Origin of the sequence: Actinobacillus suis ATCC 33415, from assembly GCF_000739435.1 — a bacterium.
GTDB lineage: Bacteria > Pseudomonadota > Gammaproteobacteria > Enterobacterales > Pasteurellaceae > Actinobacillus > Actinobacillus suis.
This window is the reverse complement of sequence record NZ_CP009159.1, coordinates 2337896-2357897: the sequence shown is the minus strand read 5'-3', so window position 1 is coordinate 2357897 and position 20002 is coordinate 2337896. Positions and strand designations below refer to the sequence as shown.

Below are 20002 nucleotides of genomic sequence, written 5' to 3'. Positions count from 1 at the left end.
CACAATATATATTGTCAGATTTACGGCAAGGTTGCAATCACTGCATAGCCGTCTGTTTCCGCAATAATATCCACTTGGCTCTCTGCTGCGATAAAAATTGACTCGCCTTGTTGTAGATGAATTGCCTCTCTGCCTAAATCAATATATAAGCTACCTTTCATAACTAACAGAATACTTGCACAATCGGCGGTAAAGTTTTCTTCATCAAAAGGTTTAAACTCTAGGTGTTGTAAGGCAAAATCTTTTGCTTCCGGTGTTGGGTAAAGATGAATAAAGCCATCGGTTTCTCGATAAGCCGGAATGATTTTAGGTGTAACCGGACGATAATCAATTGAATGCAGTAAAGCGGGAATATCAATATGTTTAGGTGTTAATCCACCCCGAATAACGTTATCCGAATTTGCCATTAATTCAATATTTTGTCCGCGCAAATAAGCGTGCGGTAAGCCTGCGCCTTGATATAAGCCTTCACCTTTTTTGAGGTAAACAATATTAAAGAAATAAAAACAAATAATACCACCGTCTAAACTATGTAGCGGTGAATTCATCGCATCAGAAATGTAGCATATCCAATAATCCGGATTATCCGGTTTCAGTTTTCCGGCTTGGTATTCTTCAAATTTTTCTTCAATAATCGGTAACAACCACTCAGAAATTTGTTGCTTGTCCGCTTGCATAATATCGGCATAAACCGAAGGTAAACCCTTTTCATCTAAAGCTTTGGCAATCGGTTTAAGTGAATCATGCTGTTCTAAACTCGCTTTAATATCAGCGATCGGTTTGAAGCCATGTAATCCCCAGAAGTCAGAAAGAGCGATCATCATCTCCGGCTTATGGTTGCGATCTTTATAAACACGCTGAGGGGCGGAAAGAGGAATACCTTGCTGATTTTCTAAGGCAAAACCATGTTCAGCTTCGGCTTTAGTAGGATGAATTTGAATAGAAAGCGGTTGTTTTATATCTAAAATTTTCAATAAATAAGGAAGATTATCACCAAATTGGCTTCGGCTTTTCTCACCTAATAATTCGGGGGCAACTTGAATAACTTGATCCAATGGGAGCCATTTTTGTTCAAATAAAATATCCGAGGGTGCCGAGGGATGGGTTCCTAACCAGTATTCCGCATAAGGTTTTTGTTCGGGCACATCCAATTTCAAAAAATGCGGAATAAAAGTTGAACCACCCCAATCATAATGTTGAAATTTGCCTTTTAATTTAAAAATCATTTTTTGTATCCTCCAAAGAAGTTTACAACTTTCTCTATATCTTCAGGCGTTTGAATACGTACTAATAAGCGTCGTCCGCTTTTTAAATCAATCACAATAATTTGTGATTGAGCTAAGTTAATTTGATGAATATTAGCATACTCAAAAAAGACGTTGGCAAAAAAGAATCCTTGTTCTTTTAATAATAAACGTGGCGAACGTAAAAAAGTAACATAAACACAAAGTATAATTGAAAACGCTAATAAATAAATGGTGAGCGATTCAATTCCATGTTGAACTCCATAAACGATAGTCAGTGCAATTAATCCCATTAAGATCCATGCATCTCCTTTCACTTGGCGTTGTAATTGCACGCTCAATTTCGTTTCACCTTTCAATTTAGGCATAATCACTTGATCGTAAATTGCAAAAGCAAGCACTGCCGCGATACCAATAAGAAGAATAATGTTTGTCATGGAAATTTGCCACTTAATAATAAGGAGTTCACAAAAAATAAGCGGTCAAAATTTATTGAATTTTTGTAAAAAAATCCGCAAATTTTACCGCTTGTAAAATAAAACCACGGAAACACAAATTATATCTATATTATTAGAGTAAGTCGGTTTCCGTGGAAAAGCAATATTAAGCTAATGTACCTGTTGCTGCACCTAAGATACCGATAACAAAGAAGCCTACGATAATCCAAAGTGCGTTCACACGATTACGCAATAACCACATACAAGCAAATGTTAATAATAACGGTAATAAACCCGGCATTAAGCTATCAAGAATTTGTTGTACGGTTGTTGTTTGTTCCGTACCGTCTTGCATTTGAATCTTAGAAACGACAAGTGGTACATTGATGCTTGTCCATTTCTGAACTAACGCCCCCATGATAAATAAACCAAGGATTGATGCACCTTCCGTTAATTTTTGTAACAAGCCGCCACTCATATCTTGTACTACGTCTAAACCTTTTTTATAACCGTAAGTTACGCCGTAGTAACGGGTCGCTAAACGAACAAGGTTAAATAATACGAAGAATAAAATCGGGCCGAGGATTGAACCGTTTAATGCGATACCCGCACCAAGCGCTGCAAATACCGGACGTACCGTACCCCAGAAGATTGGGTCACCTACACCGGCAAGCGGTCCCATTAAACCAACTTTAATACCGTTGATTGCCGCATTGTCGATCTCTTTACCGTTTGCACGCTCTTCTTCCATCGCAATCGTCACACCTAATACCGGTGCAGCAACGAATGGTTGAGTATTGAAGAATTCTAAGTGACGTTTAATCGCATCTTTACGTTCTTGTGAGTTTTGGTCCGGATATAAACGTTTGATCACCGGTACCATTGAGTAAGCAAAACCTAAGCCTTGCATACGCTCAAAGTTCCATGAACCTTGGAATAAGTTTGAACGACGAACAACCGCATTCAAATCACTTTTTGTTACTTTTTTGATTTCAGTAGTCATAGTAAATTCCTTCTTAGTCTAAGCGGTTGTCTAAGCCGTTATCAGCTGCTTGTGCTACCACAACTTGTTGGCTTTTGTTGTATTTAGGATGTAATTGGATGTAAAGCAATGCCATGATTGCACCTAATGCACCTAGTGCAACAAGGTTGAAATCAGTAAAGCCTGCAATAACAAAACCTGCGAAGAAGAAAGGCATTAAGTGACCTGCACGCATCATATTGATAACCATTGCGTAACCTACTACTGCAATGAAGCCACCTGCAATTTTAAGACCTGTTGTTACAACCGGCGGAATTGCATTTAACATTGTTTGTACAACGTCAGTACCTGCTGTTAACGCAACAATAAGTGCTGGGATAGCAATACGCATTACTTGAAGCATTAACGCACCACGGTGTAACCAGTCTAAGCGAGCTAAACTACCATCTTCGATTGATTTATCTGCCGCGTGTTGGAAACCAACGGTAATCGCACGTACCACATAAGTTAATACCTGACCTGCCGCTGCAAGTGGAATTGCTACTGCGATACCTGTTGCGATTTCTTGACCGCCAACAATAACAAGGATAGTTGAAACAACAGAAGCTAATGCCGCATCCGGTGCAACTGCCGCACCGATGTTCATCCAACCTAGCGCCATTAATTCAAGCGTACCGCCGATAATGATGGCATTTTTAATCACTTCTGCAGAATCCGGTGCACCTATTGATAACGCTAAACCAACTAACGTACACGCCACGATAGGACGCTGGGTTTGCCATTCATCAAGGATTGAACCTGCGCCTGAAATACAAGCAGCAAGGAACACTAAAATGATTTGTAATACTGAGAGTTCCATAATAATTTCCCTTAAATTAAGTTATTTTTCTTCAATAGATCCATCATCGCTTGACGGCTATCGCTTGATACTTTACGCACTTCTAATTCAACGCCTTTTGCATCAATCGCTTTAAATGCATCAATATCTTTCTGATCTACTGCTACCGCATGGCTAACCATTTGTTTACCCTCTTTATGAGAGATACCGCCTACGTTGATTGAAGTTAACGGAACGCCGCCTTCAATTAAGCTTAATACATCACTTGGATTAGTAAATAATAGCATTACACGATCGTCAGCATATTCAGGGTTGTTATATACACGGATCATTTTCGCAACATCAACCACGTGAGCCGTTACACCTAGTGGAGCTACACTTTTCAGCATCGTAGAACGTACTTTATCTTTCGCAACATCATCATTGACTACGATGATACGTTTTACTTTGCTTTCTTTGGTCCATACGGTCGCAACCTGACCGTGAATTAAACGGTCATCAATACGTGCTAATGCAATCGTCATACGGCGACCGTCATCCACAATTTGTTGTGGAGCTGGCTCTGTCGGTTGCGGTTGTGTCGCAGGAGCTGCCGGTTCTGCTACCGCCGGTTGGTGATTTAATGAACGCACGCCTGTCGAGCCAGCTTCTAATGCCACCTCAACCAATTCTTCTAGCGATTCAACATCATCACGAGCCATACACGCATTTACCAGCATCGGAATATTCACGCCGGTTACTACGTCCATATTGGTTTTGCCTTCTTGGAAACGGTTTGCCGCATTAAACGGACTGCCGCCCCACATATCAACAAGGAAAAGCACTTGATCACAATGTGATAATTCGCCTTCCACCAATGCTTGATATTTACCCATAATGGTTTCTGCATTTTCGCCAGGCACGAAGTCGATATAGGCAACGTCTGACTGCTCGCCGATCAACATCTCCGTTGTTTTGAGAAGCTGCTCCGCCGCAACACCGTGGGTCGCTATGATAATAGCAATGCTCATTATTTACTCCTTAATGGGATTCTTATGAAATTTCTTTTCAAATAGAGTGAAAATCGGAGTAAATTGTAGATAGATCTTTACATAACACAAATAACATTTGTTAGATTTGTGATCTATATCTCATTTATCTGATTCAGCTGATTAATTATTAATCATTATCATTTAACTTAATTTATTCATTAATGAAATTAATTTTCACAAATAGAGTATTTTTTGAAATTTCACTGTAAAAAAAGACCGCTTGTTAAAATAACAAGCGGTCCACTATTTACTTATTTTTGTGAATTTTTACTCTTTTGGTAAGCGTTTAACCGCAAAAGCTAAACCACCCCAAATAATCACAAGCGCAATACTCATCATAATAATTGCTGGAGTACTCATACTCTTCTCCTATTCGTTTTCCGGATTAAATTCCGTTTCGTTATGCCATTTTAAGCGAGACAGAATAAATGCTACGATAACTAACGCAACCGCCATGCCCCAACCAAAGCTATTCACAAACCAACTTGGATAATTTTCGTATCCTTCGTTAGACACTTTGATCGCTTCACTAAATAACATAAAGGCTAATACCCCAGTGGTAACTACAACCGATAAGCGCCAGAAAGTGCCAACCTTAATTGATGAAGTCTTATTAATATGGTGGCCAAGCGTACTCAGTTTACCTTTTGCCACAATCGCTACTAATGAAGCAAAGGCTACCGCAACAATACCAAAGTTGTTTACAAATTTATCCATCACATCCAACATTGGTAAACCGGTTGTCGTACCGAATAACACAACCGACACTGCCATCATCGGTAAACCGACAATAAATGTTGAAGCTACGCGACTAAATTTTAATTTATCTTGAACTGCAGCAATAATTACTTCAATCACTGAAATGAAAGATGTTAGTGCAGCAAAGGTTAATGAGCCGAAGAACAACACGCCAAGTAATGTTCCCATTGGCGCTTCATTGATAATGGTCGGGAAAGCAAAGAATGCTAGACCGATACCGCCTTTCGCCACTTCACTCACTTCCTGACCGGCTGCGGTTGCCATAAAGCCTAATGCCGCAAACACCCCGATACCGGCTAATACTTCAAAGCTCGAGTTCGCAAAACCAACCACCATCCCCGTGCCGGTAAGATCCGCATCTTTCTTCAAATATGAAGAATAGGTAATCATGATACCGAAGCAAATTGAAAGCGAGAAAAAGATTTGACCATACGCCGCAATCCATACACTCGGGTCAGCTAATTTCGTCCAATCCGGCGTAAATAATGCATTTAAACCTTTAGTTGCACCCGGTAAAAATAGCGATGAGATCACTAATACAATAAACATAGTAACCAATACCGGCATTAAAATACTTGATGATTTTGCAATTCCTTTCTCTACCCCCAATGCCAATACGATTAAAGCAATAATCCACACAGCAATAAGTGGGCCAACAACCATACCGACAAATTCAAAGCTGATACCATTTGCGATATCACCCATTTTTAAGAATTCGCCGACAAAGAAATCAACCGGTTTATCCCCCCACGCTTTAGTCAGAGAGAAATAGGTATAAACTGCCGCCCAACCAAGTACGACCGCATAATAGATACCGATAATCACATTTACCAATACTTGCCACCAACCAAATACTTCAAAATGACGGTTTAAACGGCGGAATGACAATGGCGCCGCACCACGGTGGCGGTGACCAATTGCAAAATCTAAAAACAATAACGGAATACCTGCGGTTAAAAGCGCTACGATATAAGGAATAATAAATGCACCACCACCATTTTCATAAGTGGTATAAGGGAAACGCCAAATGTTTCCTAAACCAACGGCAGAACCGATGGCAGCGAGAATAAAAGCATTACGGCCGGAAAAAGTAGCACGTTTTGCTGGAGTTGCGTTGCTAGAAGACACGAGAGATACCTCAAATGTTAAATATTAAACACATTAAGTTTTTATTTGAATAAAAGAAAATTGGTTGCGAATACAGCTCGCAAGGGCGAGCAATATGCCGAAGAATTGTTAAGAAGTAAAGAGAATAAAATAAATTTTAGACGTGATTTTTTAGAATTTACCAGTGATTTAAACTACAAAAACACCAATATTTTAGTATATTCATCTAATATCAATATAGATTCAGATATTTATATAAATTCATTGTTAAATTTGTAGCACAACTATTTGAATTTCATTAGCTCAAAAAACAAACTAAAATAGAACAGTAGTACGAGTCAAATCCACAAAAAACAAGCGGTCGATTTTGCAAAAAATTTTACAAATCGACCGCTTACCGACTTAGCCTTTTTCTGGAGGGGAAATTGGCTCAACTTTTGCTTGTTTCACCATATTGTCCGCCACCTCCAACACCGTCACTTTTAAATTGTTCAGTTCAAATTGAGTGTCTTCATCCGGAATTTTTTCAAGATGTTCCAAAATTAAACCATTGAAAGTCCGTACTTCGTCTACCGGTAAATTCCAGCCAAACAACTTATTCAGATCACGTAAATTTGCCGAGCCTTCAATAATGACCGAGCCATCCGATTGTTGCTTCACTTCTTCTTCCAAACTTGGAGCCGTTGAGGTGGTGAATTCGCCGACAATCTCTTCCAAAATATCTTCTAAAGTGACTAAGCCTTTAATATCACCATATTCATCCACTACTAAGCCGATACGTTCTTTATTGGTTTTAAAATTCATTAGCTGGGTAGTGAGAGGTGTCCCTTCCGGAATAAAGTAAACCTCATCCACTGCTCGAATCAGTGTTTCTTTACTTGGTTCGTCTTTTTCTAACAGTAAGCGAAAAGCTTCCCTTACACGCAACATGCCAAGCACATTTTTATCCATATTGCCTTTATATAGCACCACCCGGGCGTGTGCCGCATGGTTTAATTGACGCATAATTGATTTCCAATCGTCATCAATATCAATACCGCCAATGTCGTTGCGAGGCACCATAATATCTTCGACCGTCACTTTTTCCATATCTAAAATAGAAATTAGCATTTCTTGGTGTTCGGTCGGAATAAATTTTCCGGCTTCTAAAACCACACCGCGTAATTCTTCCGCACTCAGTCCTTTATTTTCATCTTTTTTAACGCGTAATAATTTCATTAAAGCGCTAATGATTAAATTCATTAAAAATACTAACGGCATTAATATTTTTTTTAACGGCGTTAAGACATAACTGGCAAAAAAGCCGATTTTTTCCGGATAAATCGCCGCAATGGTTTTCGGCAGAATTTCTGAGAAAACTAACATTACAAAGGTCAGCGCGCCGGTTGCAATCGCCACACCGGCATCACCGGCTAAACGCATACCAATCACCGTAGCAATCGCAGAAGCGGCAATATTGACTAAATTATTACAAATAAGGATAAGACTGAGTAATACATCCGTCTTGTTGAGAAGTTTTTCCGCAAGTTTCGCCCCTTTGTGACCGCTTTCGGCAAGGTGACGCATTTTATAGCGGTTGAGCGACATAAGTCCTGTTTCAGAACTTGAGAAAAACGCAGAAAGGAATAAAAGAATTGTGAGTGAAATAAAAAGAGTACTCAGGGGAATACTGTCCAAAATAAAAGTCCTATATAAATGAATAATTAAGCGGTCAAATTTGAAAAATAATTTGCAAAAAATACAGAAAATCCGACCGCTTCCGCTCGTGATTATGAAATCACATGACTACCGAAATAACCGACAGTCAATAATATTGTACCTAAAATTGAATAAATTAGCACCCGATTTCCACGCCAACGGAATTTCCATTGTCCGAGTAATAAAATAGTATAAACAATCCAAGCGATAAACGAAAAAATCGCTTTATGAATTTGTTCTGGTGCAAAGAAATTATGCAGATAAATCATGCCAGAAATTAACGTCACCGTCAGCATCGCCTGTGCTGCTAACGTCAAGGTAAAGAAATGACGCTCAACCGTCATTAATGGTGGCAACATACTGCAAAATACCGGTTTTTTGCTTTTCAGTTTTTTATCTAACCATTTTAGCTGTAATGCATAAAGCAATGCTAAAAAGAATAACGCATACGAAAATAATGCAATACCTAAGTGGAATACTAATCCCGGATTATCCGCTAAGTTTTTAATAAAATTCCCTGTCGCAAAACTTGAAACCGCCACGCTACAAATACCAAAGGTATAAACGACCATGAGCGGAAACCAAATCGTTCTCCAACGAGGCAAAGCTAATGTTGCAAAAGCACTGAGTAGAAGACTCATCAATGAATTCACATTCGACAGCGAAAAGTTTTGTCCATTCTCAGTCGAAATAAATTCTTGAGACAAGCTAATACCGTGAAAAAGTATCGCAAGCAACCCAATACCAAAGACCGCTTTAATATTCGGTTTTTGGTTATTGGCTTGGTTTTCTAAATTGGCTACGGTTGGAGCCACCCATAATAAAGCGCCTAAATAAGCAAGGATCGCCAGAATAGCAAATAACATCATTGTCCCGTTTTTAACGTAAAATAAGAATAATTTTCAGCTAGGTGATAAAAGTACCAGTTTTATAGCTTTTTTTCTATGGTTAGTGGTCAAATTACCTAGAAAAAATTAGCATAATTTACCTTATATCAAACCCAAGTGAGAGATCTTTTCCCTATACCGACATATTTTAGAAAAATCCGATTTTCTCTTTGACTATTTTGCTTTCTATCTGTAATATGCACACCCTATGCAAAAGGTAAAACTACCCCTCACCATTGACCCATATAAAGACGCTCAGCGTCGAATGGATTACGAAGGCTACATTTTCAGTAGTCTCCTTAGTCGTTTGGGTGAATCTGTGAGCAATGTGCTAAGCGATGCACAAGTTACTCTCTCGTTATATATCGATCCGCAACGCTTAACCGTCATTAAAGGTACGGCGAAAGTTGAGGTGGAATTTGATTGCCAACGATGTGGTAACCCGTTTACACAAACACTCGACTGTTCATTTTGTTTCAGTCCAGTGTCTAATATGGATCAGGCGGACAATTTGCCCGAAATTTATGAACCTATCGAAGTAAACGAGTTTGGTGAAGTAAATTTACTAGATATGATTGAAGATGAGTTTATCATCGAATTGCCTCTAGTCCCGATGCATAGTGAAGAACACTGTGAAGTGTCCGTGAGTGAACAGGTGTTTGGCGAATTGCCTGAAGAATTGGCGAAGAAACCTAACCCGTTCGCTGTATTAGCTAATTTAAAGAAAAACTAGATCTAGGAGTATAGCCAATGGCTGTTCAACAAAATAAGAAATCTCGTTCACGTCGTGATATGCGTCGTTCACACGATGCATTAACAACAGCAGCAGTTTCAGTAGATAAAACAACTGGTGAAACTCACTTACGTCACCACGTAACTGCTGACGGTTACTACCGTGGTCGTAAAGTAATCAACAAATAATCTCGGTTAGTTTCGAGGTATCAGTTGAATCGTCTAACCCTTGCGTTAGATGTGATGGGCGGGGACTTTGGTCCCCGTGTTACTATCCCTGCATTATCTCTAGCATTGGCACAGAATCCGATGCTATCTTTTATACTATTTGGCGATCAGCGCCAAGCAAGTCCTTTTCTGAATGCTCTCCCTAACGATCAGCTAAAACGTATTCAATTTGTTCATACGCCCCATGCTATTGATGCAAATATTCCTTTAATGCAAGCATTACGCCAAAGTAAAGGAAGTTCTATGCGTTTGGCATTAGAAGCTGTCGCAAACGGTGAAGCACAAGGATGCATTAGCGGTGGAAATACTGCCGCATTGATGGGATTAGCTAAAATATTAATTGAACCGTTACCGAATATTGAACGCCCAGCGCTTACCACACTCATTCCAAGCATGAACGGAAAATCAAGCGTCATGCTTGATTTAGGTGCAAACGTAGAAGCAGATAGTGATTTACTTATCCAGTTTGCTGAAATGGGAAATATTTTTGCCGAAGTGATGCTAGATTTAGTTTATCCGCGTTTAGCACTATTAAATATCGGCGTAGAAAATAGCAAAGGTACGCAAACTATTCGTAATACGGATAAACGTTTACAACTACGCAATGATTTAAATTATATCGGTTTTCTAGAAAGTGATAAGCTGATGAATAATATGGCGGATGTCATTGTTTGTGATGGATTTACCGGTAATATCGCTCTAAAAGCAGTGGAAGGAGCCGCCAAAAATATTCTTTCACTATTAAAAAGATCCTCTGAAGGTTCTTTTATTTGTCAAAGTACTAAACGTTATTTATTACGAGCTATTTTTTATCGCTCTTATCGAAAATTGCAACAAATTAATCCGGATCGCCATAATGGAGCAACCTTACTTGGATTATCTTCTGTGGTGGTAAAAAGCCATGGTGGTGCAAGTACTAATGCATATTTTTATGCAATTGATCATGCAATTGGGCAGATCCAAAGGCAAATTCCTGATAAAATTTGGCAAGGATTAAACAAATTACATCAAAATTTATAGAGAATAAAATATGTACAGCAAAATTTTAGCAACAGGTAGTTATTTACCTGCTCAAATTCGAACTAATGCTGATTTAGAAAAGATGGTAGATACGACCGATGAGTGGATTTTTACTCGTTCCGGTATGAAAGAACGTCGTATTGCTGCTGCAGATGAAACTGTTGCAACTATGGGGGCACAAGCGGCTAAAAAAGCACTAGAAATGGCGAAGATTGATCACAATGAAATTGATCTGATTGTCGTGGGAACTACAACTAACTCTCACGCTTACCCGAGTGCAGCTTGCCAAATTCAAGGCATGTTAGACATTCAGGATGCCATTGCATTTGATGTTGCTGCTGCTTGTACGGGTTTTGTTTATGCGTTAAGTATCGCAGATCAATTCGTGCGTAGCGGCAAAGTAAAAAAAGCCTTGGTTATCGGTTCTGATTTAAACTCTCGTGCATTGGATGAAACCGATCGTAGTACGGTAGTGTTATTTGGTGACGGAGCAGGTGCTGTCATTCTTGAAGCAAGTGAAGAACAAGGTATTATTTCAACTCACCTACATTCGTCTTCCGATACTGAATATATGTTGGCATTACCGGCACAACAGCGTGGTAATGAGAAATCCGGCTTTATTCAAATGCAAGGCAATGCAACCTTTAAATTAGCGGTAGGTCAGCTTTCAAGTGTGGTGGAAGAAACCCTTGAAGCGAATAATTTACAAAAATCGGATTTAGACTGGTTAGTACCGCATCAAGCGAATATTCGTATTATTGCCGCAACAGCGAAAAAACTCGAAATGGATATGTCGCAAGTGGTATTAACGGTTGAGAAATATGGTAACAATAGTGCGGCAACTGTTCCTGTTGCGTTAGATGAAGCGGTTCGTGACGGACGTATTCAACGCGGTCAATTATTACTCCTTGAAGCATTTGGTGGCGGTTGGACTTGGGGTTCTGCCCTTGTTCGTTTTTAACCCATGTCGTCTCTAACAAGCGGTCAAAAAAGATAGAATTTTTACAAATGTCAGAAAAACAAACTTTTGCAGATAAAAAACGTAAAACCGTAGAACAAGCCGAATTCACCGAAGACGGTCGTTATCTTCGTAAAGTACGTAGTTTCGTATTACGTACCGGGCGTTTGAGCGATTACCAACGTGATATGATGAATAACAACTGGGCAAATCTCGGTTTGGATTATCAAAACACACCTTTTAATTTTGAGCAGATTTTCGGTAACAACAATCCGGTTGTGTTAGAAATCGGCTTCGGTATGGGACGTTCATTGGTTGAAATGGCGGAACAAAATCCGGATCGTAACTATATCGGTATTGAAGTACATACGCCGGGTGTCGGCGCTTGTATCGCTTATGCCTTAGAAAAAGGCGTGAAAAACTTGCGTGTGATTTGCCATGATGCAACGGAAATCTTACGTGATGCGATTGCTGACGCTGCATTAGGCGGTCTACAACTCTATTTCCCGGATCCGTGGCAAAAAGCGAAACACCATAAACGCCGTATTGTGCAGCCGGAATTTATCACTCGAGTGCTAACTAAATTAGGGGATAATGGTTTTATCCATTTCGCAACCGACTGGGAAAACTATGCAGAACATATGCTGGAAGTACTACGTCAATTCGACAAAGAGTTACGCAATACCTCGACAACCAATGACTTTATTCCACGCCCAGATTTCCGCCCTTTAACCAAGTTTGAAGAACGCGGTCATCGTCTTGGACACGGCGTGTGGGACTTATATTTCGTTAAACAAGCACAATCGGTTTAACGATTGATTTTAACTATCCATTCTCATTAAATAAGGGGAGATACAAATGGCTATTCAACGCAACGCGCGTCAGCGTAAAAAAATGCACTTAGCAGAATTCCAAGAATTAGGCTTCTTAGTAAAATTCCAATTTGCGGAAAACACAGGTATTGATCAAATTGATTTAACCGTAGACCGTTTTATCGCAGAAGTAATCAAACCAAACGGTTTAGCTTATGAAGGTAGCGGTTACTTACACTGGGAAGGTTTAGTTTGCTTAGAAAAATTAGGTAAATGTGATGAATCTCACCAACAATTAGTAAAAACTTGGTTAGAAAACAATGGCTTAACTCAAGTTGAAGTAAGCGGTTTATTCGACATCTGGTGGGATTATCCGGTTCAAGGCTAATGCTTTAGCGACAAGCGGTTAAATTTTGCAAAAAAATTGCAAATTCCGACCGCTTTCTATCATGAGGGCGGGTGTATTCCCGCCCGAATAGTTTATAGAAGATATTTATAAGAGGAAGATAGATGGAATTTCTAGCCCCTGTTCTTTCAATCATTATCGGCTTTTTTAGCTTTGTATTAATTTTGCGTACTTGGCTTCAATTTTGCCGTGTTGATCCCTATATGCCGTTATCCCAATCACTTTTACGCCTTACTTCACCCTTAGTGAATCCAGTAAGTAAAGTGATTCCAACCGTAAAAAACATCAATTTCGCTGCATTACTGATTGCACTACTATTACTTGCTTTAGAGAAATTTATTTTAGGTGTACCAGTAGCCATGGCAGTGTTAGCGGGCTTATTGGGAGTGGTAAAAACCTTCGGTCAAATTCTGTTTTTCACCACTTTAATTCGTGCCTTAATGAGTTGGGTCACACGTGGTGATCACCCGTTAGATTATATGGTGGCACAAATCACCGAGCCGGTATTAGGCTTTATCCGTAAATTATTACCGCGTACCGGTATGTTGGATTTTTCGGTGATGGTACTCGGGTTCGGCTTAATTCTGCTAAATAACCTTTTCTATAGTATATTTGGCGTGCTTTGGGCGATTGCTTAAATGGAAGCAGTAGAACGTATTGAAAATCCGTGTGGCATCCGCCTGCGGATTTTTTTACAACCCAAGGCAAGCCGCGATCAAATTGTCGGTTTACACGATAATGAACTCAAAATTGCGATTACCGCACCACCGGTCGACGGTGCGGCTAACGCGCATTTGCTGAAATATTTAAGCAAGTTATTTAAAGTGCCTAAAAGTAGTATCGTGCTGGAGAAAGGTGAGCTACAGCGACATAAGCAATTATTTGTGCCGGAGCCAAAAGTGATACCGAAAGAAATCGAAGTATTGCTGAATAAATAAAAAAACGGTGGGATGTTTGCAAAGTTTTGCAGAAATCCCACCGCTTGTTTATGTGAAATTATTTCACTTTTTCATTAGTTAGTAATTTGCCTTTATATTCACCGGTTAGTGATTCTAAGAAAGCAACTAACTCATTAAGCTCCGTATCAGAGAACTGTTTATTGCTTTGGTAAATACCCATAATACGAACCGCTTCTTTTAAGTCTTTCGCGCTTGCATCGTGCATATATGGTGCGGTTAACGCCACGTTACGTAAAGTCGGCACTTTGAAACGGTGCATATCGCTTGGATCCTTAGTTACCGCATAACGACCGTGATCCGCTTCCGTTAATTCCGTACCACGATCTTTGAAGTAGTCGCCGTATAAGCCCATATATTCAAATGATTGTCCACCCATTGCCGTACCAGTATGACAGGTGTCACATTTCGCATTTTTGAAATGTTCATAACCACGTTTTTGTACGTCAGTTAATGCGTTTTGATCACCTTTTAAGAAACGGTCGAAGGCACTATTTGGTGTAATAAGCGTTTTCTCAAATTCACCAATCGCATCTGTCACATTTGCTTGATCAAGATGTGGATAAACTGCAAGGAAACGTTGCATAAAGTCTTCATCTTTGCTCAACTTAGCCAAAATCTCATCCCAAGTTTTTGACCCCATCTCAACCGGATTAGTTGGCGGACCGCCCGCTTGATCAGCTAATGTTTTCGCACGACCATCCCAGAATTGCCATTTATTAAATGCCGCATTAAATACGGTTGGTGCATTGATACCGCCTTTTAAGCCGTGAATCCCTTCCGACACCGGTAAATTATCCACCCCGCCTTGCGTTAATTGGTGACAAGTACGGCACTGGATTGAACCGTCACCTGATAAACGTCCGTCAAAATAAAGCCCCTCACCTAGTGCCACTTTATGTGGATTGGTTGCTAATTGATCTGGAATCGGTTGAACTAAACGCGTTGCATCTGTGCCTTCTGCTTTTGGTAAGAAGTGTGCCTGGCGCTGTGCAGTAATCCAATCTAGAATCACTTTCTTCTGTTCCGCATCCGGACGAGCGCCCCAGTGAACATGGATATATTTCGCAATCGGCATTTCATCATTGCGAATAACTTGCTCCAACTTAGCCAAATCAGCTTCCGAAAGCTTGCTTGGATCTTTCATCCCTTCAATTAAACGATCGAAACGGAAAAAGCGAGTTCCCTTTTCAATATCCGCCGCCATCATTTGACTTGCGATAGGTAATTTTGAATAAGCAGGTAATTCTGCATTCGGTGTGTGACAGTATTGACAGCCATTTTCAAACATCACGCTAGCAACGGCTTGGTGTGATTCCGGTAATCCGGCTGCAGCCAGTAATTTAGGCGCTTGTTCTTTATCGAACCAATACGCATATCCCACGAGAGAAAAATAGCCAATGCCAGCAACAGCTAAGGCTGAAAGTAAATATTTTTTCATCGGTAACCTCCATTTGTGTGAGGTTACATTATCTCATAAAAATAGGTATCTATTTTTTGAGATTTATCAATAGTCTTAACCTATAAAATCTATATCAATAATACATATAAACTATGAAATAAAAAACGCCCACCAAGGTGAGCGTTTACAATAAACAAAATTCAATAACCAATTAAGCTTTTTTCAAGAATTCCGATTTAAGCATAATTTTGCCACAATCAACATTGTGGTCACCATGTACTAAACGGATATTTTTGAATTTAGTTCCTTTCTTCAGTACTTCTGAAGAACCTTTTAATTTTAAATCTTTGATTAAAAGAACATCATCACCATCAGCTAATAAATTACCGTTACTGTCTTTAACGATTAACTGATCTTCATCATGCTCTTCAACTTCCTCACCCGTCCATTCATGTGCACAATCAGGGCAAACGAATTGAATTGAGTCATGGTAAGTATTTTCGCCCTTACATTGCGGGCAAGCTGGATATGTCATAAAAGTAAATCCTTAATGTGATAAAAAGTGGTTATTTTATAATGAAACGCTATAAAAAGTAAGCCTATGCATCTTAGCTTATTTAGGTAGCGTTCCAATTTGCGGATATAAATAAAAATGCCCAAACTCTTAAGGTTGGGCATTTTCTCATTTACTTTATTAGTCGTCTAAGAAACTACGTAACGTTTCTGAACGGCTTGGATGACGAAGTTTGCGTAACGCTTTCGCTTCAATCTGACGAATACGTTCACGCGTTACATCAAATTGTTTACCAACTTCCTCAAGTGTGTGGTCAGTATTCATATCAATACCAAAGCGCATACGTAATACTTTCGCTTCACGTGGTGTTAAGCCTTCTAACACCTCATTAGTTGCAATACGTAAGCTTTCTGCTGTTGCCGAATCTAACGGTAATTCAAGGCTTTCATCTTGAATAAAATCACCTAAATGTGAATCATCGTCATCACCAATTGGGGTTTCCATTGAGATTGGCTCTTTTGCAATCTTCAGCACTTTACGAATCTTATCTTCCGGCATTCCCATACGCTCCGCTAACTCCTCTGGAGTCGCTTCACGTCCCATTTCTTGTAGGCATTGACGAGAAATACGGTTAAGTTTATTGATGGTCTCAATCATATGCACTGGAATACGGATGGTACGAGCTTGGTCTGCGATTGAACGGGTAATCGCCTGACGAATCCACCATGTTGCATAAGTAGAGAATTTGTAACCGCGACGGTATTCAAACTTATCTACCGCTTTCATCAAACCGATGTTACCTTCTTGAATTAAGTCTAAGAATTGTAAGCCACGGTTGGTATATTTCTTCGCAATCGAGATTACTAAACGTAAGTTCGCTTCGACCATCTCTTTTTTCGCACGACGAGCTTTTAACTCACCATTTGCAATACGACCGCCGATTTCACGGATCTGTGCCACCGTTAAACCAGTACTTTGTTCCATACGTTGTAAGTTTGCGATATTGACACGAATTTGATCAACGTAGTTAGCCAATTTCGGTGCTGCGCCTTTTTTCGCGTTGATTGCTTTTTCAATCCATTCTTCCGAAGTTTCGTTACCTTGGAATAATTTTAAGAAATCGGCTTTTTTCATTTGTGCATATTCAACCGCATAACGCTGAATCTGACGTTCTTCCGCACGCACTTGTTTCATCATTTTTTGCATTGATTCCACAAGTAAATCAAATTGTTTCGGTACTAAACGGAACTCACGGAAAATATCTGAAAGCGCTTGGATGTGCTCTCTTGATTTTTTATGACCACGACCGTGTTTTTGAATCGCTTGCAATGCTTTCTCGTGCTGCTCACGTAACGCATAGAATTTCTCACGAGCAAGCTCAGGATCGATTGAGTTGTCATCGCCCGTATCCGCACTGCTATCGCTTTCTTCCTCTTCGCTCTCATCATCCACATCGGCCACCGCTTCCGCATCTTCATCATCAAGCACGGCTTCTAGATCTTCCACCGTTGCTTCTTCCTGCGCATTCGGATCAACAAACGCCGTCACTAAGTCAGACAAACGCATTGTGCCTTCTTCAACTTGCGCATAAAAGCCGATTAATTCAGTTAAGGCTTCCGGATATTCTGCAACCGCACATTGCACTTCATTGATACCTTCTTCGATACGTTTTGCGATATCAATCTCGCCTTCACGGGTAAGTAATTCCACCGTACCCATTTCACGCATATACATACGAACCGGATCCGTTGTTCTACCTAATTCCGATTCTACCGTTGAAAGTACTTTAGTCGCTTCTTCCACGACATCTTCATCAGCGATATTCTCTGCGAGCATTAACTCGTCAGTATCCGGGGCGGTTTCTAAAACTTTGATCCCCATATCGTTGATCATTTGAATAATATCTTCGATCTGCTCCGCATCAACCAACTCTTCCGGTAAGTGGTCGTGCACTTCTGAAATGGTTAAATAACCTTGTTCACGCCCTTGGGCAATCAGAAGTTCTAATTGAGATTGCTGTTCTAATTGTTGTTCCATAATGTGTATCCGTTTTGTGTGCGAGCAAAAATAGTGTTGGATTATACCATTAATTGCAATTTTCTTGATAGTTTTGCAAAAAATTTCTTAAAAATGACCGCTTAATTACTGTGCAATTAACATCACCAATTCTTGCTTTTCTTCTGCATTTAAGCCTACTGTGCGATCTTTAGCAATCAATACTTCGATCCGTTTTTCCACTAATTTTGCATAAAGAAAATCAAGTGTTTCGATAAAGGTACTTTCAATATTTTCCGGTGTCACCAGATGATCCCAATTCGCTAATAACTCAAGAGTGCGATAATTCGGTTTATCTCGCCAATGTTCGAGTAAAGCCCCCATTGATACACCGACTTTTTGTTGGCAAACATCAACCAATTCCAGTAATAACTCAAAGCCCGGTTCATCCAACGTTTTAAGGGCTGAAATATCTGGCACAAATTTCACTAATTCAGGGTTTTGCAATAATAAAGCGATTAATAAACGCATTGGCGTTCGCTTAATTTGCAATGGTTGTACCGCCGGTTTCTGTACGGATTGCACTCGACTTGGCAACATTGCCTCCAATTGCGCCGGATCTAAAATCCCAAGCTTTTGTCCAAGAATGTTGCGTAAATAAACACGCAACATTTCCCCCGGAATACGGTTAATCAACGGCACGGCTAATGCCGCCAATTTCGATTTACCTTCTTTGCTAGAGAGATCGACCTGCGCAATCAGTGAATCAAACAGAAAATCACTAAGCGACATCGCATTTTGCAAATATGCCTCAAAGCCTTGCTTGCCATGCGCTCGAACAAAACTGTCCGGATCTTCGCCGTCCGGCAAGAAAATAAATTTCAGCTGACGCCCGTCATGCAAATATGGCAATGCATTTTCAAACGCTCGCCATGCCGCCTCTCGTCCGGCTCTATCACCGTCGTAACAACAGATCACTTGTTCGGTGACACGGAACATTTGCTGAATTTGCTCACCGGTAGTTGCCGTACCGAGTGACGCTACCACGTTATCTACCCCGAATTGCGCTAATGCAACCACATCCATATACCCTTCGACCACAACGAGTGAGGTAGGGTTTTCATTCTGTTGCAACGCTTGAAATAAACCGTACAGTTCATTACCTTTATGATAAGTCGCCGATTCCGGTGAATTCAGATATTTAGGTCGTTCATCCCCCATCACTCGCCCACCAAAGGCTATCACTCGTCCACGTTTATCACGAATCGGGAACATTACTCGATTGCGAAATTTATCATAAATTCGACCGCTATCATTTTGCGTAATCATGCCCGTATCGAACAATTTCTGTACTTCATCACGATTCGTGCCGAATTTGCGTAATACCGAATCCATTGAATTATGTGCAAAGCCGATCTCAAAACGAGCAATGATCTCCGGTGATAATCCACGGCTTTGTAAGTAGCTTTGGCTAGGAATATCTTGAGTTAAGTTTTGTTGATAAAACTGACTAATCGCTTCTAACAGCTCATATAAATTACGTTTAGTTTTATAACTTGCCTGAGGCTTGCCGTCACGAGCGATCACATTTTCACGCGGTACTTCCAAACCCTGCATCGCCGCAAGTTCTTCAATTGCCTCCGGAAATTCCAGTTTATCGTAATCCATCAAAAAGCTAATCGCATTACCATGTGCACCGCAACCAAAACAGTGATAAAACTGTTTAGATTGACTTACGGTAAACGAAGGACTTTTTTCGTGATGAAACGGACAACAGGCTTGATAATCTCTCCCTGCTTTCTTGAGTTTGACTCGGCTATTGATCAGCTCAACAATGTCAGTACGCGCAACAAGATCATCAATAAACGAACGAGGAATTGTGCCTTTCATTGATTCTCCTTGTCATAGTGGCAAGCGGTTAAAATTACGCTAAATTTTGCAAAAAATTATGAAAATTTGACCGCTTATTTACTAATAGGTTACATAGGTGGGTTCA

The 20002-nt window shown here is 40.1% G+C and carries 21 protein-coding genes; 8 read left to right on the top strand and 13 right to left on the bottom strand.

Annotated features, from left to right (window positions below; genetic code table 11):
- Positions 1 to 20: 20 nt before the first annotated feature.
- The 9 genes from manA to ASU1_RS10940 form a co-directional block, all read right to left on the bottom strand.
- The gene (gene manA, locus ASU1_RS10980; RefSeq protein WP_039195630.1) at positions 21 to 1226 is read right to left on the bottom strand and encodes a mannose-6-phosphate isomerase, class I; all 1206 of its coding nucleotides are present in this window, start codon (positions 1224 to 1226) and stop codon (positions 21 to 23) included.
- A complete protein-coding gene (locus ASU1_RS10975) occupies positions 1223 to 1681 on the bottom strand; it encodes a DUF986 family protein (protein ID WP_015674423.1) in 459 nt (152 codons plus the stop codon). The genes manA and ASU1_RS10975 overlap by 4 nt, the downstream gene beginning before the upstream one ends.
- A gap of 166 nt (positions 1682 to 1847) precedes the next feature.
- Positions 1848 to 2684: a PTS mannose transporter subunit IID gene (locus ASU1_RS10970; RefSeq protein ID WP_015674422.1), complete on the bottom strand. Its 837-nt coding sequence runs from the start codon at positions 2682 to 2684 to the stop codon at positions 1848 to 1850.
- 13 nt (positions 2685 to 2697) lie between these two features.
- Positions 2698 to 3522 (bottom strand): PTS mannose/fructose/sorbose transporter subunit IIC, encoded by an 825-nt coding sequence (locus ASU1_RS10965; RefSeq protein WP_015674421.1) that lies wholly within the window; start codon positions 3520 to 3522, stop codon positions 2698 to 2700.
- Between the two features lie 11 nt (positions 3523 to 3533).
- Entirely contained in the window at positions 3534 to 4511 is a 978-nt protein-coding gene (gene manX, locus ASU1_RS10960) for a PTS mannose transporter subunit IIAB (RefSeq protein ID WP_015674420.1), read from the bottom strand.
- Between the two features lie 288 nt (positions 4512 to 4799).
- Positions 4800 to 4892 (bottom strand): methionine/alanine import family NSS transporter small subunit, encoded by a 93-nt coding sequence (locus ASU1_RS11845; RefSeq protein ID WP_015674419.1) that lies wholly within the window; start codon positions 4890 to 4892, stop codon positions 4800 to 4802.
- A 9-nt stretch (positions 4893 to 4901) separates the two neighbouring features.
- Positions 4902 to 6419: a sodium-dependent transporter gene (locus tag ASU1_RS10950; RefSeq protein WP_015674418.1), complete on the bottom strand. Its 1518-nt coding sequence runs from the start codon at positions 6417 to 6419 to the stop codon at positions 4902 to 4904.
- 381 nt (positions 6420 to 6800) lie between these two features.
- On the bottom strand, positions 6801 to 8075 hold the full coding sequence (locus ASU1_RS10945; RefSeq protein ID WP_143222018.1) for an HlyC/CorC family transporter: 1275 nt from the start codon (positions 8073 to 8075) through the stop codon (positions 6801 to 6803).
- A 92-nt stretch (positions 8076 to 8167) separates the two neighbouring features.
- Entirely contained in the window at positions 8168 to 8962 is a 795-nt protein-coding gene (locus ASU1_RS10940) for a cytochrome C assembly family protein (RefSeq protein ID WP_015674416.1), read from the bottom strand.
- 229 nt (positions 8963 to 9191) lie between these two features.
- Between ASU1_RS10940 and yceD the strand changes: the two genes are divergently transcribed.
- From yceD to yggU, 8 genes are all read left to right on the top strand, one after another.
- The gene (gene yceD, locus ASU1_RS10935; RefSeq protein ID WP_015674415.1) at positions 9192 to 9716 is read left to right on the top strand and encodes a 23S rRNA accumulation protein YceD; all 525 of its coding nucleotides are present in this window, start codon (positions 9192 to 9194) and stop codon (positions 9714 to 9716) included.
- Between the two features lie 17 nt (positions 9717 to 9733).
- A complete protein-coding gene (gene rpmF, locus ASU1_RS10930) occupies positions 9734 to 9904 on the top strand; it encodes a 50S ribosomal protein L32 (protein ID WP_005598552.1) in 171 nt (56 codons plus the stop codon).
- Between the two features lie 24 nt (positions 9905 to 9928).
- Positions 9929 to 10963, top strand: a complete 1035-nt coding sequence (plsX, locus tag ASU1_RS10925) for a phosphate acyltransferase PlsX (protein WP_039195626.1) — start codon at positions 9929 to 9931, stop codon at positions 10961 to 10963.
- Positions 10964 to 10973: 10 nt separating this feature from the next.
- Positions 10974 to 11924: a beta-ketoacyl-ACP synthase III gene (locus ASU1_RS10920; RefSeq protein ID WP_015674413.1), complete on the top strand. Its 951-nt coding sequence runs from the start codon at positions 10974 to 10976 to the stop codon at positions 11922 to 11924.
- A gap of 47 nt (positions 11925 to 11971) precedes the next feature.
- Positions 11972 to 12733, top strand: coding sequence for a tRNA (guanosine(46)-N7)-methyltransferase TrmB (trmB, locus tag ASU1_RS10915; RefSeq protein ID WP_015674412.1), 762 nt, complete (start codon positions 11972 to 11974; stop codon positions 12731 to 12733).
- A 46-nt stretch (positions 12734 to 12779) separates the two neighbouring features.
- Positions 12780 to 13121 (top strand): YggL family protein, encoded by a 342-nt coding sequence (locus ASU1_RS10910; protein ID WP_015674411.1) that lies wholly within the window; start codon positions 12780 to 12782, stop codon positions 13119 to 13121.
- A gap of 122 nt (positions 13122 to 13243) precedes the next feature.
- Positions 13244 to 13777, top strand: coding sequence for a YggT family protein (locus ASU1_RS10905; protein ID WP_015674410.1), 534 nt, complete (start codon positions 13244 to 13246; stop codon positions 13775 to 13777).
- Positions 13778 to 14077 carry a DUF167 family protein YggU gene (gene yggU, locus ASU1_RS10900; RefSeq protein WP_015674409.1) on the top strand — a complete coding sequence of 100 codons (300 nt, stop codon included), beginning with the start codon at positions 13778 to 13780 and terminating at the stop codon, positions 14075 to 14077.
- 58 nt (positions 14078 to 14135) lie between these two features.
- Here the strand turns inward: yggU and ASU1_RS10895 are convergent, their stop codons facing one another.
- From ASU1_RS10895 to dnaG, 4 genes are all read right to left on the bottom strand, one after another.
- Positions 14136 to 15536: a cytochrome-c peroxidase gene (locus tag ASU1_RS10895; protein ID WP_015674408.1), complete on the bottom strand. Its 1401-nt coding sequence runs from the start codon at positions 15534 to 15536 to the stop codon at positions 14136 to 14138.
- 172 nt (positions 15537 to 15708) lie between these two features.
- Positions 15709 to 16032 (bottom strand): zinc ribbon domain-containing protein YjdM, encoded by a 324-nt coding sequence (locus ASU1_RS10890; RefSeq protein WP_015674407.1) that lies wholly within the window; start codon positions 16030 to 16032, stop codon positions 15709 to 15711.
- A gap of 159 nt (positions 16033 to 16191) precedes the next feature.
- Positions 16192 to 18048: an RNA polymerase sigma factor RpoD gene (gene rpoD, locus ASU1_RS10885; protein ID WP_039195623.1), complete on the bottom strand. Its 1857-nt coding sequence runs from the start codon at positions 18046 to 18048 to the stop codon at positions 16192 to 16194.
- 105 nt (positions 18049 to 18153) lie between these two features.
- Positions 18154 to 19896: a DNA primase gene (dnaG, locus tag ASU1_RS10880; protein ID WP_039195621.1), complete on the bottom strand. Its 1743-nt coding sequence runs from the start codon at positions 19894 to 19896 to the stop codon at positions 18154 to 18156.
- Positions 19897 to 20002: the final 106 nt, after the last annotated feature.

What these genes read in the sequence shown, in the direction of transcription:
- ASU1_RS10895 (WP_015674408.1), bottom strand. Translation starts at nt 15,536, where the DNA reads ATGAAAAAATATTTACTTTCAGCCTTAGCTGTTGCTGGCATTGGCTAT.
- ASU1_RS10940 (WP_015674416.1), bottom strand. Translation starts at nt 8,962, where the DNA reads ATGTTATTTGCTATTCTGGCGATCCTTGCTTATTTAGGCGCTTTATTA.
- ASU1_RS11845 (WP_015674419.1), bottom strand. Translation starts at nt 4,892, where the DNA reads ATGAGTACTCCAGCAATTATTATGATGAGTATTGCGCTTGTGATTATT.
- ASU1_RS10910 (WP_015674411.1), top strand. Translation starts at nt 12,780, where the DNA reads ATGGCTATTCAACGCAACGCGCGTCAGCGTAAAAAAATGCACTTAGCA.
- trmB (WP_015674412.1), top strand. Translation starts at nt 11,972, where the DNA reads ATGTCAGAAAAACAAACTTTTGCAGATAAAAAACGTAAAACCGTAGAA.
- ASU1_RS10905 (WP_015674410.1), top strand. Translation starts at nt 13,244, where the DNA reads ATGGAATTTCTAGCCCCTGTTCTTTCAATCATTATCGGCTTTTTTAGC.
- yggU (WP_015674409.1), top strand. Translation starts at nt 13,778, where the DNA reads ATGGAAGCAGTAGAACGTATTGAAAATCCGTGTGGCATCCGCCTGCGG.
- ASU1_RS10970 (WP_015674422.1), bottom strand. Translation starts at nt 2,684, where the DNA reads ATGACTACTGAAATCAAAAAAGTAACAAAAAGTGATTTGAATGCGGTT.
- rpmF (WP_005598552.1), top strand. Translation starts at nt 9,734, where the DNA reads ATGGCTGTTCAACAAAATAAGAAATCTCGTTCACGTCGTGATATGCGT.
- ASU1_RS10975 (WP_015674423.1), bottom strand. Translation starts at nt 1,681, where the DNA reads ATGACAAACATTATTCTTCTTATTGGTATCGCGGCAGTGCTTGCTTTT.
- ASU1_RS10920 (WP_015674413.1), top strand. Translation starts at nt 10,974, where the DNA reads ATGTACAGCAAAATTTTAGCAACAGGTAGTTATTTACCTGCTCAAATT.
- manX (WP_015674420.1), bottom strand. Translation starts at nt 4,511, where the DNA reads ATGAGCATTGCTATTATCATAGCGACCCACGGTGTTGCGGCGGAGCAG.
- manA (WP_039195630.1), bottom strand. Translation starts at nt 1,226, where the DNA reads ATGATTTTTAAATTAAAAGGCAAATTTCAACATTATGATTGGGGTGGT.
- ASU1_RS10890 (WP_015674407.1), bottom strand. Translation starts at nt 16,032, where the DNA reads ATGACATATCCAGCTTGCCCGCAATGTAAGGGCGAAAATACTTACCAT.
- yceD (WP_015674415.1), top strand. Translation starts at nt 9,192, where the DNA reads ATGCAAAAGGTAAAACTACCCCTCACCATTGACCCATATAAAGACGCT.
- rpoD (WP_039195623.1), bottom strand. Translation starts at nt 18,048, where the DNA reads ATGGAACAACAATTAGAACAGCAATCTCAATTAGAACTTCTGATTGCC.
- ASU1_RS10965 (WP_015674421.1), bottom strand. Translation starts at nt 3,522, where the DNA reads ATGGAACTCTCAGTATTACAAATCATTTTAGTGTTCCTTGCTGCTTGT.
- dnaG (WP_039195621.1), bottom strand. Translation starts at nt 19,896, where the DNA reads ATGAAAGGCACAATTCCTCGTTCGTTTATTGATGATCTTGTTGCGCGT.